Below are 12,942 nucleotides of genomic sequence, written 5' to 3'. Positions count from 1 at the left end.
CAGAACAGAGAGACAACATGCGTGCATCCTTGAAAGCTTCCCTGGCCGGCGCGGCGTTGCTGCTGGCGGCGGCCGTTGCCCCGGCAGCCCAGGCCGGGCCGGACCAGCAGTTCTTCCCCCTGGCCACCTACCGCGTCGGCGCCTATGCCTCCAGCGGGGTGCAGGTGTGGGCCGGGATGATCGACTACCTGAACTACATCAACCAGGTGGAGGGCGGCATCAACGGGGTCAAGCTGGTGTGGCAGGAGTGCGAGACCGAGTGGACCGCCGAGAAGGGCATCGAGTGCTACGAGCGCTTCAAGAACGGCCTGGATGGCGCACCGGTGGCGGTCTACCAGCCCAACGGCGCACCGGCGGCCTATGCCCTGAGTGAGCGTGCCGAGGTGGACAAAATCCCGCTGATCACCCTGGGCTACGGCCGCACCGAAGCCACCGACGGCACGGTGTTCCCCTACAACTTCCCGGTGATGCTGACCTTCTACAGCGAGGCCTCGACCCTGGTGAACTACATCGCCCAGCGCGAGGGCGGGTTCGACCGGCTCAAGGGCAAGAAGATCGCCACGCTTTATCACGACTCCGCCTATGGCCGGGAAACCCTCGGGCCGCTCAAGCTGCTGGCCGAGAAGTACGGTTTCGAGAACATCCAGATCCCGGTGGCCGATCCGGGCAACGAGCAGTCGGCGCAATGGCGGCAGATCCGCCAGCAGAACCCGGACTGGGTGTTCCTGCGCACCTGGGGCGTGTCCACCCCGGTGGCGGTGAAGACCGCCGCGCGCTTCGGCTTCCCGGTGGACCACATCATCGGCGATATCTGGGCCAGCTCCAGCGAAGACGTGCTGCCGGCCGGCGCCGCGGCCAAGGGCTACCTGGCGCTGACGCCCTACCCGGCGGGCAGTGACTTCGAGATCCACAAGCGCCTGAAGCAGTACATCCTCGATACCGGCAAGAGCGACCTCAAGGACCTGAAAAATTTCGGCAGCGTGTACTACAACTCCGGCCTGGTGAACGCGGCGGTGGCGGTGGAGGCAATCCGGACCGCCCAGGGCAAGTTCGGCAAGCGCCCGCTCAATGGCGAGGAAGGGCGCTGGGGCCTGGAACACCTGAACATCGACGACGCCCGGCTCAAGGACATGGGTTACCTGGGGTTGATGCAGAACCTCAAGCTGTCCTGCCGCGATCACGAAGGCGGTGGCGCGGCCCGGGTGCAGCAATGGGACGGCGCCAACTGGACCCTGATCAGCGAGTGGATTGCCGCCGACCGCGCGCTGCTACGGCCGCTGATCGACGAAAAGGCCGCGGCCTTTGCCAAGGAGAAGCGCCTGGTGCCCCGTACATGCAACGAGGGTGACTGAACCATGAGCCACAGCGCTACGGCCGCGACGGCGGAGACCTTGCTGCAGGTACAGGACATCGAGGTGATCTACGACGGCGTGATCCTGGCGCTGGCCGGGGTATCTTTGAGCGTGCCCCGGGGGGCCATCGTCGCCTTGCTGGGGGCCAATGGCGCCGGCAAGAGCACCACCCTCAAGGCCATTTCCGGGCTGGTGCGGGCCGGGCGTGCCGAGCTCAGCCGCGGCGCCATCGCCTTTGCCGGGCAGGACCTGGCCGGGGTCGACCCCAGCCAGCGGGTGCGCCATGGCATGGTGCATGTGCTGGAAGGGCGCCACGTCTTCCCCCAGTTGACGGTGGAAGACAACCTGCGCGCCGGCGGCTTTGTCCGTGGCCTGGGCCGGCGCCAGCTGGAACAGGACCTGGAGCGTATCTACAGCTGGTTTCCGCGGCTGCTGACCAAGCGCCGGGTGCGCGCCGGGCTGACCTCCGGTGGCGAGCAGCAGATGCTGGCCATCGGCCGGGCGTTGATGACTCGTCCTACTTTGGTACTGCTGGATGAACCGTCCATGGGCCTTGCGCCTATTATCGTCCAGGAGATTTTCCAGATCGTCGCCCAGCTCAATCGCGAGGCGGGGGTGAGCTTTCTGATCGCCGAGCAAAGCATTAATCTGGCGCTCAAGTACGCTTCCCATGCCTACCTGCTGGACACCGGCCGCGTGGCCTTGTCCGGCAGCGCCGAGCAACTGCTGGCCCGGGGCGACCTGCAGGATTTCTACCTGGGCAAACACTGACCGTGAGCATTCCATGAGCCAAACCCACACCGGACAGGCAACCCCTGCCACCCGTGATGCGCCAATCCTGATTGTCGGCGGCGGCCTCAGCGGCGCCTTGCTGGCCGCCCAGTTGCTGCGCCTGCCGGGCCAGCGACGGATCCTGGTCATAGAACCGCGCAGCGAGCTGGGGCGCGGCGAGGCCTACAGCGCCGTGGAGCTGGGGCACACCCTCAATGGCAACGCCGCGCGCATGAGCGTCGACCCGGACAACGCCGACGACCTGACCCAATGGCTGGCCCGGCACATCGCCGAGGGCGGCTGGCCCGAGTCGGACCGCCAGCATGTGCCGGTCAGCGAACTGTTTCCGCCCCGCGGGCTGTTTGGTGTCTACGTCCAGCAGCGCCTGGCCGAGGCCCAGGTGCAGGGCCGGGCGCAGGGCTCCTCGTTGAGCCATGTGCAGGGCGAGGCGGTGGACCTGGAAACCGGCCCTGACGGCGTGCTACTGACCCTGGCCGATGGCCGGCAACTGCCCGGCGCGGTGGCGGTGCTGGCCACCGGCATGTTCCCGGCGGCGCGTACCCCGCAGACCCGTTCCAGCGGCCTGAATGCCGCGGCGCTGGACCCCTGGGATGTGGCGGCCATGGCCCGCCTCGATCCCCGGGCGACGGTGCTGATCATCGGTTCCGGGCTGACCATGGTGGACGCCGTGGTGTCCCTGGAGCAGGCCGGGCATCGTGGGCCGATCGAGGTGTTTTCCCGGCATGGGCTGCTGCCACACGTGCGCCGCCAGCCCCCGGCCTGGGAAGACTTTCTCGGCGCCGACCCGAGCATCCGCAGCCCTCGGCAACTGCTGCGGGCGCTGCGCCAGCAATGCCGCGTGGCCGAGGCCCAGGGCATCGACTGGCAGGCCCCGCTGGACACGGTGCGGGTGCATATCGGGCGCCTGTGGAGCCAGGCCAGTGAGGTGCACAAACGCCAGTTCGTGCGCCATGTACGGCCCTGGTGGGAAAGCCATCACCATCGCTCGCCGCCCCTGAGCGCCGAGCTGGTGGCGCGCCTGCATGAAGAAGGGCGGTTGCGGATTCATGCCGCTTGCTACCAGGGCCTGGAGCCGGGCGACGAAGGCCGGCTGGCGATCCGCCTGCGCTACCGCGGCAGCCAGGACAGCGTGCGCATGGCGGGCGATGCCCTGATCAACTCCAGCGGCATCGAATACGACTGGCGCCGGGTGGCGCGGCCCTTGCCGCGCCAGCTGCTGGCCCGCGGCCTGGTGACACCCGGGCCTTTGGCCCTGGGCATCAGCGCCGCACCCGATGGTGCCGTGCACAACGCCCAGGGCCAGGCCTGCGAGCGCCTGTTCGCCATGGGGCCGCCCTTGCGTGGCCTGTGGTGGGAAAGCACCGCCGTCACCGACGTCGCCCTGCAGGCCAAGGCCCTGGCCGCGCGCCTGGCCAACCACCAACCGTAGGAGCTGGCTTGCCAGTGAAGGCGCCCGCAAGATCGCCTTCGCCGGCAAGCCGCTTCCTACAGTGCCACCCAGCGCTGTTCGGCTGCGGCAGTGCGGATCGCCGCGGCCAGGCGCTCCACTTCCCAGGCTTCAGCGAAATCCGTGCCGTCCCGGCCCTGGCCGCACAGGGCCATGATCAATTCGTGAACTTCCAGGGTCTTGAGTTCGTTGTAGCCCAGCTGGTGCCCCGGGGCCGGGCTGAAGGCCGCGTAGCCGGGCAGGGCGGGCCCGGCCAGCAGGCGCTGGAAACCCTTCTGGCCGACCCGGTACAGGCGCAGTTCGTTGAGGCGTTCCTGGTCGAACGCCAGGGTGCCGAGGGTGCCGCTGATCTCGAAGCTCAGGTGGTTCTTGTAACCATGCTTGATCCAGCTGCTGCTCAGCGTACCCCGCGCGCCATTGGCAAAGCGCAGCAGGGCATGGGCCTGGTCATCCACGGCGATGGCGCGGCGTTCCTGGCTGCCGGCTTCGGTGGGGCGTTGCAGGTGCACGGTCTGGGTATCGGCGCACACCGCCTGCACCGGCCCCATGAGAAAGCGTGCCATGGCCAGCAGGTGGCTGCCCAGGTCCGCCAGGGCGCCGCCGGCGTGCTGCGGCTCGCAACGCCAGGACCAGGGGGCATTCGGGTCGGCCATGAAGTCTTCGCTGAACTCGCCCTGGAAACTCACCAGTTGCCCCAGTTCGCCGTTGCCGATCATGTCCCTGGCCTGGGCGATCACCGGGTTGTGCTGGTAGTTGTAGCCCACCCGGGTCACCACCCCGGCGGCCTGGGCCGCGTGGTGCATCTGCCGGGCCTGTTCGACGCTGACCGCCAGGGGCTTTTCGCAGTACACCGCCTTGCCTGCGGCCAGCGCCGCCATGGCCATGGGGAAGTGCAGGTGGTTGGGAGTGGTGATGGCCACCAGGTTGACCCGGGGGTTGGCCACCAGGGCCTGCCAGTCGGCATGGGCCTGGGCAAAGCCCCAGGCGCCGGCGCAGTGTTCGCCGCGCTGGGCGTCGGCGTCGGCCAGGGCCGCCAGGTGCAGGCGCACCGGCAATTCGAAGACCGCGCCGGCACTGCGAAACGCCAGGGCGTGGGCACGCCCCATGAAACCGGTGCCGATCAAACCAATGCCGAGCTCGTCCATAACCGCACCTGCAGAATTATTGTTCTAGGGAAGGTTAGTTATGGAATAAATATTCTTTAATTGCAATTGGTGGAATTAAAATTTTGAAAGGCGCCTGTAGGAGCCGGCTTGCCGGCGAAAAGGGCCGCCTGAGTTGCGCCGGGCTCAAGGCCCTCTTCGCTGGCAAGCCAGCTCCTGCGGGAAATGAAAAAGGCAGCCCGGAGGCTGCCTTTTTTGTGGTGCAAGCGGGCCTCAGGAGAGGAAGCCGCCGTCCACATTGAGCGAGACACCCGTGGTGTAGCTGGAGGCGTCGCTGGCCAGGTAGAGCACCGCGCCGGCCATTTCGCTGGGGTCGGCCACGCGCTTGAGGGGGATCTGCGCCAGGGCTGTCTTGAGGATGGCGTCGTTCTTGACCAGGGCCGAGGCGAACTTGGTGTCGGTCAGGCCCGGCAGCAGGGCGTTGCAGCGGATGCCGAACTGCGCGCATTCCTTGGCGAAGACCTTGGTCATGTTGATCACCGCGGCCTTGGTCACCGAGTAGATGCCCTGGAAGATCCCCGGCGAGATGCCGTTGATCGAGGCCACGTTGATGATGCTGCCGCCGCCGTTTTCGCGCATCAGCTTGCCGGCTTCCACCGACATGAAGAAGTAGCCGCGGATGTTGACGTCGACGGTCTTCTGGAAGGCCCCCAGGTCAGTGTCCAGGACGTTGCAGAATTGCGGATTGGTCGCGGCGTTGTTGACCAGGATGTCCAGGCGCCCGAACTGTTCGCGAATGCCGGCGAAGACTTGGCTGATCTGCTCCATTTCACCGATGTGGCAGGCAATGGCGGTGGCCTTGCCGCCGGCGGCGATGATCGCGTCGGCCACGTGCTGGCAACCTTCGAGCTTGCGGCTCGACACGATGACATGGGCGCCTTGCTGGGCCAGCAACTTGGCAATGGCCTCACCGATGCCGCGGCTGGCGCCGGAGACGAATGCGATCTTGCCGTCGAGGTCGAACAACTGAGTCTTGGACATGGTTTTTCCTTGTTTGGGCTGTCGAGCGCCGGGGCGCGGTCAGAGGCTGGATTTGTGAATGACCTGCAGGCTCATCTGCTCCAGCAGTTTGTTCATGTGAATGAACTGCGCGAAGCGTTTGTCCTGGGTCTGGCCATGGTAGAAGCGGTAGTAGATCTGCTGCACGATGCCGGCCAGGCGGAACAGGCCGTAGGTGTAGTAGAAGTCGAAATTGCCGATTTCGATTCCCGCGCGCTCGGCGTAGTAGTCGACGAACTGCTGGCGGGTGAGCATGCCCGGGGCGTTGCTCGGCTGGCGGCGCATCAGTTGCACCGGCGCCGGGTCGCCGGCCTCGATCCAGTAGGCCAGGGTGTTGCCCAGGTCCATCAGCGGGTCGCCCAGGGTGGTCAGCTCCCAGTCCAGCACGCCGATGATCTGCATCGGGTTCTGTGGGTCGAGGATCACGTTGTCGAAGCGGTAGTCGTTGTGCACGATGCTAGAGGTCGGGTGGTCGGCGGGCATCTTCTCGTTGAGCCAGGCCTTGACCTTTTCCCAGTGCGGTGCGTCCGGGGTCAGGGCCTTTTCGTAGCGGTCGCTCCAGCCCTTGATCTGGCGCTGCACATAGCCTTCGGGCTTGCCCAGGTCACCCAGGCCGCAGGCGCTGTAGTCGACCCGGTGCAGCTCGACGAAACGATCGATGAAGCTCTTGCACAGGGCCTCGGTCTGGCCGGCATCCAGGCCCAGCTCCGGCGGCAGGTCGGAGCGCAGGATGATGCCCTTGACCCGTTCCATGACATAGAACTCGGCGCCGATCACCGACTCGTCGGTGCAGTGCACGTAGGCTTTGGGGCAGTAGGGGAAACCGTCCTTGAGCTGGTTGAGAATGCGGAACTCGCGGCCCATGTCGTGGGCCGACTTGGCCTTGTGGCCGAAGGGCGGGCGACGCAGGACAAACTCCTGCCCGGGGTATTCCAGCAGGTAGGTGAGGTTCGAGGCACCGCCCGGGAACTGGCTGATCTGCGGCGTACCGCTCAGGCCGGGAATGTGCGCCTTGAGGTACGGGTCGATCAGGTTGGCATCGAGTTCCTCGCCGGAGCGAGTGCGGGTGGACTGGTCTGTAAGCGCCATGCTTATCCCTTCTGCTTATTCTGGAGGCCAGAGATTATTGGCTAATCTAATGCGCCTACCGGCCCCTCACAATCGCGGCGGGCCTTTATAGGTGCGCGTGTTGCCGGACAATCATTGCTTTTGATACATGCGTTTGAATTTAGCCCCGTGTGTCTACGACCCGATGAGACCAAGCCGGCTCCTACACCAGTCATGCAGGCACAGAGGTTGTCCGCCCCACGAGCATAGGCGTTGACTCGGGGCTGGGTCAGTTCGGTGCCGGCAGGGCCAGCGGGGTCAGCAGTGGCCGGCCTTCGAAGTGGGCCAGCAGGTTCTGGCCGACCATCGCCACGGTATCGCGGCTGGCCTGGGGCGAAAGGCCGGCCACGTGGGGCGTGAGCACCACATTGTCGAGCACCTTGAGGGCGTCCGGCACTTGGGGTTCTTCATCGAACACATCCAGGGCCGCGCCGGCAATCCGCCGCTGCTGCAGGGCCTGCAGCAGGGCGTTGGTGTCCACCACGCTGGCCCGGGCGATGTTCACCAGGAAACCTTCGGGGCCAAGGGCTTCCAGCACCGGCTGGTCCACCAGGTGCCGGGTGTCGGCGCCCCCCGGGGTGGCGATTACCAGGACGTCCGAGTCCCGGGCCAGTTCCACCAGGGTCGGGCAGAAGCGGTAGGGCTGGTCGGGGCGTGGCTGGCGGCTGTGGTAGCTCACCGGCATGTCGAAACCCAGGGCGCAGCGCCGGGCGATGGCCTGGCCCACGGCGCCGAGGCCGAGCACCCCCAGGCGCATGCCGGCCAGGGACGGGCGCAGCACCTTCGGCCAGTGCCCCTGGCGTACCGCTGCGTCGGACTGGGGAATGCCGCGCACCAGGGCCAGCAGCAGGGCCAGGGCATGATCGGCCACGGACGAGGCGTTGACCCCGGCGCCATTGGTTACCGCGATCCCGCGATTGCTCGCCGCTTGCAGGTCCACTTGCTCATAGCCGGCGCCGATCACGCAGATGATCTGCAATCGGGGCAGGGAGGCGATTTCCGCCGCGCTCAGCCCCAGGGGGCCACGGGTCAGCACCGCATCGATCTGCGCGGCGTGGTCCCGGATCGCCTGGGTCCGGGTCTGCGGGGTGGGCGCCAGGATCAGCCTGAAACCCAGGTCTTCGAGGTGCGGCAGGTAGGCGTTGACGTTTTCAACCAGGACCAGAACGGTGGCGCGCATGGCGGACTCCTCGTGGGTTAGCGGGGCAGGGGTTGGCGCAATTGAAAGATGTTGCCTTCCGGGTCGATGCCGTCGCAGGCCCGGGCGTCCTTGAATTGCCATTCGCGCTCGGCCTCGTACACCCGGCCACCGGCCTTGGCAGCGCGCTGCCGGGCCCGGGCCAGGTCGTCTACCTGGAACAGCGGCTTGCAGGCGCAATCGCTGCGGGGCAGCGGCGGTTCCTGGAGGACGATGCGCGCAGCAATCGCTGGCGGCACCTGGACCAGGGTCAGCTCGAAGCCCTGGTGGGCCAGTTGCTGGTAGTCGGCTTGCTGTTCGGTGATGGGCCAGCCCAGCAGTTCGGCATAGAAGCGGGCGAGGGAAGGTGGATCAAGGCTGTAGAGGAGGCAGCCGGCGATCGTCGTGGCGCTCATGGAGGGTTCCATACGGGCAGGGGCGAAGGCTCAAGGGTGCGGGTTGCGAGGGATTTTGGCAATGCTCGCCGGCACCGTTCCCGGGGGCATCACGCCATGTTCGGCGTGCCCGGGGCGGTGTGGGGACGATGGGGTCAGAAGGTTACGTCGGCGGTCGTGGCCAGGCGCACGAAGGGGCCGTTCAGGGTGGCGTTATGGTGGGCGATGATGGTTCTTGCCCCGATCAGCGGCGTGTCCATGCAGGTATGGGCGTCCTCCACCAGCACGGCGGCAAAGCCCAGGTCGCCGGCGGCGCGGCAGGTGGTATCGACGCAGTACTGGGTCTTCATGCCGGCGATCACCAGTTCATTGACCTGGGCCTCCTGCAGGCGCTCGGCCAGCCCGGTGCCGATAAAGCAACTGGGGCGGGTCTTGTCCAGTACGCAGTCCAGCTCTTCATCCACTTCCAGAGTCGGCAGCAGTTGCCAGAAGGGGCTGCCAGCGGCAATCGGGGATTCGGCGGGGCCGGTATGGCGCACGGCGAAGATCGGCGCTCCGGCCTGGCGGGCACGGCGGATCAGTTGGTTGATGTTTTCCAGGACCTGCTCGCGCTTGTAGGGCTTGTCCGGTCCATTGAACAACCCGACCTGCATGTCGATCACCAGCAGGGCACGCTTGGCGTTGGATAAAGGCATTTTGTCTCTCCTTGTAGTGCCAGCTGGACGGAGAAACAAAAGGCCCCGTCCATTGCTGGCGGGGCCTTGGTTCTACTGTGCTTGTGTCATCCCGCACAGCCACCACACGACCCGCCGGAGGCAGTCGTGGTGGTGGAGGTAGGGTTCAGCGCGTAGATATTCATGGGGTCCGATCATGCCGCCTGCCCGTGAGGCTTGTCAACGCGGCCCGCTAGGGGCCGGCTTGCCGGCGAATGGCGTCTTCAGGCGGGCGCCTTTCGCTGGCAAGCCAGCTCCTGCGGAACCCGGATTGAGCGGGAGAGGGCCGGACCAGACGCTTTCCCATCAAACGAAAAAATACCTGCAGCGCATAAACCGTTCCTCAGCTGAGTCTATGCAGCGCCCTTGGAATCCCGGACAATCGCGCCCCCTCTTTTCGCTCGGGCACTGCCTGTCGGGTACTCCGATACGCCCGGGTGAATGGCAAACGACCGGAATGTGGAGATCCCACCGGATGAATGATCAGGCCAACAGCGTTGATCAACGCTTTGAAACCGCGGCCCCAGCGACCCTGACCCGCTGGAACCGCCAAGACACCACCTGGATGCTCGGCCTGTTTGGCACGGCCATCGGTGCCGGTACCCTGTTTCTGCCCATCAATGCCGGCATCGGCGGTTTCTGGCCGCTGTTGATCCTGGCGCTGCTGGCCTTCCCCATGACCTTCTATGCACACCGCGGCCTGACCCGCTTCGTGCTTTCCGGGCGTGACGGTGCGGACATCACTGACGTGGTGGAAGAGCATTTCGGCCTCACCGCCGGTGCCCTGATCACCTTGCTGTACTTTTTGGCGATCTTCCCGATCCTGCTGATCTACAGCGTGGCCCTGACCAACACCGTCGACAGCTTCATGACCAACCAACTGCACATCGCGCCGCCACCGCGGGCGATCCTGGCCCTGGTGCTGATCTTCGGCCTGCTGGTGGTGGTGCGTTGCGGCGAGCAGGTGATCGTCAAGGCCATGAGCCTGATGGTCTACCCGTTCATCGTGGCCCTGCTGTTCCTCGCGGTGTTCCTGATCCCGCACTGGAATGGCGGCATCCTCGCCACCGTCAGCGATGTCCCGGCGCCTTCGGCCTTCCTGCATACCCTGTGGCTGGCGATTCCGGTGATGGTCTTCTCGTTCAACCATTCGCCGATCATCTCGGCCTTTGCCGTGGACCAGAAGCGCCGCTATGGCGTCCACGCCGAAGAGCGCAGCTCGCAGATTCTCTCCCGCGCCCACCTGCTGATGGTGGGCATGGTGCTGTTCTTCGTCTTCAGCTGCGTACTGACCCTGAACCCGGCGCAGCTGGCGGAAGCCAAGGCGCAGAACCTGTCGATCCTGTCCTACCTGGCCAACCACTTCCAGAATCCGACCATCGCCTTTGCCGCGCCGTTGATTGCCTTCGTGGCCATTGCCAAGTCCTTCCTGGGCCACTACATCGGTGCCAGCGAAGGCCTCAAGGGCCTGATCGGCAAGAGCGGCCGGCGCCCGGGCACGAAAACCCTGGACCGCGTCACCGCCGCCTTCATGCTGGTGATCTGCTGGGCCGTGGCCACCCTCAACCCGAGCATCCTGACGATGATCGAGACCATGGGCGGCCCGGTGATCGCGGCGATCCTGTTCCTGATGCCGATGTACGCCATCCGCAAGGTGCCGGCCATGGCCCGCTACCGCGGCCAGGCTTCCAACGTCTTCGTGACCCTGGTGGGCCTGGTGGCCATTACTGCCCTGGTGTACTCCCTGGCGTCCTGACAGCCTTCCGGTAGGAGCCGGCTTGCCGGCGAAGAGGCCCGCAAGCCAACTGCAAGGTGCGCGGACGCCTCCCTGGCGAACCCGCTGCTGCACACAACGCCGTCGGTACTTCACTGTACCGGCGGCGTTGTCGTTCAAGGCATTGATCAGGATTGTTTGCTGCCTTGAATAAAGGGCTAAGCTGGTGCTCTTATTGCTGCCAGGAACCCGCCCATGGCCATTCCCGCCCCTCTGGCTGCAAGCCTGCCCAAACATGTTTATTCCGTTGGGCGACACCCCCTGAATCTGGATTTTGCGTTGTCACGGATGAACCCGATTGGCCACTGAACCCCTGACCCACCCAACCGCTGCACCCAAGCGCACCCGCGACCTGCTGGCCGGCCTGTCCATTGCCGGCCTGTTGTTGCCGGAAGCCGTAGCCTATTCCAGCATCGCCGCCTTGCCGCCCCAGGCCGGGGTCATTGCCCTGTTTGCCGGGTTGCTGTGCTACGGCCTGTTGGGCACCAGCCGCTTTGCCATTGTTTCTGCCACTTCATCGTCGGCCGCGGTGCTGGCGGCGGCCACCCTGTCCCTGGCCGGTGGCGACGCCCAGCTGCGCCTGAGCCTGGCCTTTGCCCTGGTGCTGCTCACTGGGGTGTTCTTCCTCCTGGCCGGGCTGTTCCGCCTGGGCGGCGTGACCGCCTTCATTGCCAAGCCGGTGCTGCGCGGCTTTGCCTTCGGCCTGGCATTGACCATTGTCCTCAAGCAGTTCGCCACCGTGGTCGGGGTGCACCTGAGCACCGGTAACCTGGTGCGCTTCCTGCCGCAGTTGCTGGAGCAGTGGCCGCAATGGAACTGGGCCGGCGCCGCGGTGGCGGCGGTGGCGCTGCTGGTGCTGGGGATCTGCTCGCGAATTCCCTATGTGCCCGGCGGGCTGGTGGCGGTGGTGATCGGCATTGGCGCCGGCCAGTGGTTCAACCTGCCGGCCCATGGCGTCGACCTGATCGGGGTCATCGAACTCAAGCTGGAGGTGCCGAGCCTGCCGCAACTGCCTTTTGCCGACTGGCTGCGCCTGGGGGAGCTGGCGTTCGCTCTGGTGATGATCCTGTATGCCGAATCCTATGGTTCCATCAGCTCCTTTGCCCTGAAGCATGGCGACCGGGTTTCCTCCAACCGCGACCTGCTGGCCCTGGGCGCTTCCAATCTGCTCTCGGGGCTGTTCCATGGCATGCCCGCAGGGGCCGGCTACTCGGCCACCTCCGCCAATGAAGCGGCCGGGGCGCGCTCGCGCCTGGCAGGGCTGACCGCGGCGGCGGTGATGCTGCTCATCGTGCTGACCGTGCTGCCCTATATCGCCCTGACCCCGGAGCCGGTGCTGGCGGCGATTGTCATGTACGCCCTGGGCCATGGCCTGAGCCTGCAACCCCTGGGGCGCTACTTCATCTGGCGGCGTGACCGGGTGCTGGTGATCTGCGCGGTCAGCGCGGTGCTGGTGCTGGGGGTGCTGGACGGGCTGCTGCTGTCAGTGGGCATCAGCATCCTGTTGCTGCTGCGGCAGATGTCGGCGGCGGATATCCAGATCCTCGGGCAACTGGGCAGCGGCCACGACTTTGTCGATCTCAGCCGTCATCCTCAGGCCCGACAGGTGCCCGGCGTGCTGATCCTGCGGCCGGGGGAGGCGCTGTTCTTCGCCAACGCCGAACGCATCCTTGGCGGCGCCCTGCGCCTGATCCGCCACGTGCAGGCACCGATCCACAGCATCATCCTCAGCCTGGAGGAGTCCCCGGACCTGGACGGCACCAGCATCGAGGCCCTGGACGAGTTCTTCCGCCAGGTCAGCCTGGAGCACAAGCACCTGGCCCTGGCGCGGCTCAAGCACGAGGCCAAGGACGCCCTGGCACTGCTGCCGTCGAGCCGCGAGTACCAGGTGCTGCTCAGCGGCACCAGCGTCGACGACACGCTGCAGGAGAGCCTGCGGGGCTGGAAGGCCGGGGCTATTTCCCAGGCATAAAAAAACGCCGCGTATCGTGGAATACGCGGCGTTCCTTCTTACAACGCTACA

General features: G+C 66.0%; 11 protein-coding genes. 5 read left to right on the top strand and 6 right to left on the bottom strand.

Features of this window, described 5'->3' with window-relative positions:
- The first annotated feature begins 17 nt into the window (after positions 1–17).
- From ABCR88_RS17995 to ABCR88_RS17985, 3 genes are read left to right on the top strand one after another with little or no spacing between them, the layout of a single operon-like run.
- Positions 18–1,352 (top strand): ABC transporter substrate-binding protein, encoded by a 1,335-nt coding sequence (locus ABCR88_RS17995; RefSeq protein ID WP_011060918.1) that lies wholly within the window; start codon positions 18–20, stop codon positions 1,350–1,352.
- Positions 1,353–1,355: 3 nt separating this feature from the next.
- On the top strand, positions 1,356–2,123 hold the full coding sequence (locus tag ABCR88_RS17990) for an ABC transporter ATP-binding protein (protein WP_350402931.1): 768 nt from the start codon (positions 1,356–1,358) through the stop codon (positions 2,121–2,123).
- A gap of 13 nt (positions 2,124–2,136) precedes the next feature.
- Positions 2,137–3,573 carry an FAD/NAD(P)-binding protein gene (locus ABCR88_RS17985; protein WP_019094299.1) on the top strand — a complete coding sequence of 479 codons (1,437 nt, stop codon included), beginning with the start codon at positions 2,137–2,139 and terminating at the stop codon, positions 3,571–3,573.
- A gap of 56 nt (positions 3,574–3,629) precedes the next feature.
- On the opposite strand, the gene ABCR88_RS17980 is transcribed toward ABCR88_RS17985, so the two are convergent.
- The 6 genes from ABCR88_RS17980 to ABCR88_RS17955 all read right to left on the bottom strand — a co-directional run bounded on the left by ABCR88_RS17980 (position 3,630) and on the right by ABCR88_RS17955 (position 9,127).
- On the bottom strand, positions 3,630–4,736 hold the full coding sequence (locus tag ABCR88_RS17980) for a Gfo/Idh/MocA family oxidoreductase (protein WP_350024021.1): 1,107 nt from the start codon (positions 4,734–4,736) through the stop codon (positions 3,630–3,632).
- 231 nt (positions 4,737–4,967) lie between these two features.
- Positions 4,968–5,735, bottom strand: a complete 768-nt coding sequence (locus ABCR88_RS17975) for an SDR family oxidoreductase (protein WP_011060922.1) — start codon at positions 5,733–5,735, stop codon at positions 4,968–4,970.
- A gap of 39 nt (positions 5,736–5,774) precedes the next feature.
- On the bottom strand, positions 5,775–6,842 hold the full coding sequence (locus ABCR88_RS17970) for a phosphotransferase family protein (protein ID WP_011060923.1): 1,068 nt from the start codon (positions 6,840–6,842) through the stop codon (positions 5,775–5,777).
- A gap of 247 nt (positions 6,843–7,089) precedes the next feature.
- Positions 7,090–8,040 (bottom strand): 2-hydroxyacid dehydrogenase, encoded by a 951-nt coding sequence (locus tag ABCR88_RS17965; protein WP_350402927.1) that lies wholly within the window; start codon positions 8,038–8,040, stop codon positions 7,090–7,092.
- A gap of 17 nt (positions 8,041–8,057) precedes the next feature.
- Positions 8,058–8,453 carry a VOC family protein gene (locus ABCR88_RS17960; RefSeq protein ID WP_019094301.1) on the bottom strand — a complete coding sequence of 132 codons (396 nt, stop codon included), beginning with the start codon at positions 8,451–8,453 and terminating at the stop codon, positions 8,058–8,060.
- A 134-nt stretch (positions 8,454–8,587) separates the two neighbouring features.
- A complete protein-coding gene (locus tag ABCR88_RS17955; RefSeq protein ID WP_350402924.1) occupies positions 8,588–9,127 on the bottom strand; it encodes a cysteine hydrolase family protein in 540 nt (179 codons plus the stop codon).
- A 493-nt stretch (positions 9,128–9,620) separates the two neighbouring features.
- On the opposite strand from ABCR88_RS17955, the gene ABCR88_RS17950 reads away from it, so the two are divergent.
- Complete coding sequence (locus tag ABCR88_RS17950) at positions 9,621–10,901, top strand: serine/threonine transporter (protein ID WP_011060927.1); 1,281 nt, start codon at positions 9,621–9,623, stop codon at positions 10,899–10,901.
- Positions 10,902–11,217: 316 nt separating this feature from the next.
- The gene (locus ABCR88_RS17945; RefSeq protein WP_019094304.1) at positions 11,218–12,891 is read left to right on the top strand and encodes a SulP family inorganic anion transporter; all 1,674 of its coding nucleotides are present in this window, start codon (positions 11,218–11,220) and stop codon (positions 12,889–12,891) included.
- Positions 12,892–12,942: the final 51 nt, after the last annotated feature.

This window comes from Pseudomonas sp. W17 (assembly GCF_040268305.1).
Classification (GTDB): Bacteria; Pseudomonadota; Gammaproteobacteria; order Pseudomonadales; family Pseudomonadaceae; genus Aquipseudomonas; species Aquipseudomonas protegens.
This window is presented reverse-complemented; position numbering and strand designations above follow the sequence as displayed.

Bases quoted from the DNA above. Each gene is read 5' to 3' on its own strand.
- ABCR88_RS17995 (WP_011060918.1), top strand. From the start codon at position 18: ATGCGTGCATCCTTGAAAGCTTCCCTGGCCGGCGCGGCGTTGCTGCTG.
- ABCR88_RS17990 (WP_350402931.1), top strand. From the start codon at position 1,356: ATGAGCCACAGCGCTACGGCCGCGACGGCGGAGACCTTGCTGCAGGTA.
- ABCR88_RS17985 (WP_019094299.1), top strand. From the start codon at position 2,137: ATGAGCCAAACCCACACCGGACAGGCAACCCCTGCCACCCGTGATGCG.
- ABCR88_RS17980 (WP_350024021.1), bottom strand. From the start codon at position 4,736: ATGGACGAGCTCGGCATTGGTTTGATCGGCACCGGTTTCATGGGGCGT.
- ABCR88_RS17975 (WP_011060922.1), bottom strand. From the start codon at position 5,735: ATGTCCAAGACTCAGTTGTTCGACCTCGACGGCAAGATCGCATTCGTC.
- ABCR88_RS17970 (WP_011060923.1), bottom strand. From the start codon at position 6,842: ATGGCGCTTACAGACCAGTCCACCCGCACTCGCTCCGGCGAGGAACTC.
- ABCR88_RS17965 (WP_350402927.1), bottom strand. From the start codon at position 8,040: ATGCGCGCCACCGTTCTGGTCCTGGTTGAAAACGTCAACGCCTACCTG.
- ABCR88_RS17960 (WP_019094301.1), bottom strand. From the start codon at position 8,453: ATGAGCGCCACGACGATCGCCGGCTGCCTCCTCTACAGCCTTGATCCA.
- ABCR88_RS17955 (WP_350402924.1), bottom strand. From the start codon at position 9,127: ATGCCTTTATCCAACGCCAAGCGTGCCCTGCTGGTGATCGACATGCAG.
- ABCR88_RS17950 (WP_011060927.1), top strand. From the start codon at position 9,621: ATGAATGATCAGGCCAACAGCGTTGATCAACGCTTTGAAACCGCGGCC.